The following is a 1,005-nucleotide window of genomic DNA, read 5'->3' as shown; positions in this document are numbered from 1 at the left end:
CCCTGGCCGATGTTGTGGACGCCACGACCGCCGCCGTGAAAGAGCCTTGCCAGGAGGTGGCGGAGACTGTTGCCGCCGCTCCCACGCTGGTCATGCTGGGCAGCGGACCGAGCTACGGCACGGCGCTCTTCAGCGCGGCCAAGCTGGTCGAGGCGGCGGGCGTTTTCGCCATGGGCCAGGATTTGGAAGAGTGGTGGCACGTTGAGCGCTTTGCCTATCCGGTCGATATGCCCGTTTTCGTGATTGCCCCGCCGGGCCGCTCCCACTGGCGGGCGGGCGAGGTCGCGGCCACGGCGCACGGCCTGGGTCGGCGGGTCATTGCCGTGACCCACCCGGACGATACCGAGGTCACCCGCCATGCCCACGCCGTGTTACCCGTACAGGGCGAGGCGCGCGAGGAATACCATGTGTTTGCCAGCCATGTGGCTGCGGCTGTGGCCGAGCGTCTGGGACGCAGCCCGTTCCAGAGCGACCGGCCCGAGCTGCTCCGCTCGCTCAACGAGTACTACGCCAGCCTATCTGATGAATAGGCATAAACGAAATGCCCGATAGTGTACGCCTGTATGAGTTTACGCTTATTCTTGATCTTGAGCCTGGTCTGGATACGGTCGATCGGCTTTATGGATACTTTGGCGCGGGCGGGTCTGCCCCCGCAGGCGTACAGGACTTCACACTTGTAACGCTATCCGGAACGCCGGTGGCGAACTGTACAATCGAAGCTCCATCGTTCGATACAGCACTCCAGTTAATCTTGCCCAGGCTCTCCCAAGAAGGTCTCAGGGTTGTGCGTGCAGAAGCAGACGAGGAGGGCTTGGCGCTGTTTCAACTCTGAGGCTGAAATCAGCTCTTTTTTCCGGCTTCCTGAATGATGACGACCCCAAAGATAATTCTCCACAAGGGAGTCATATGGTACGGACCGCAGATCTCCTAGAGTGGTTCACGATAGGTTGTAGCCATTGGAGCGGTCGTGTGATAGCAGCCGAGGGCGGAGGACCACAGGATGCC

Annotated in this window: 1 protein-coding gene; it reads left to right on the top strand. The window is 61.2% G+C overall.

Annotation, left to right across the window (positions count from 1 at the left end; all coding sequences use genetic code 11):
- On the top strand, nucleotides 1-530 hold a 530-nt coding region (locus tag J4F42_06970; GenBank protein MCE2485237.1), incomplete at its 5' end, for an SIS domain-containing protein.
- Between the last annotated feature and the right edge of the window lie 475 nt (nucleotides 531-1,005).

It is taken from the genome of Desulfurellaceae bacterium (assembly GCA_021296095.1).
Taxonomy (GTDB): domain Bacteria; phylum Desulfobacterota; class Binatia; order Bin18; family Bin18; genus JAAXHF01.
This window is presented reverse-complemented; position numbering and strand designations above follow the sequence as displayed.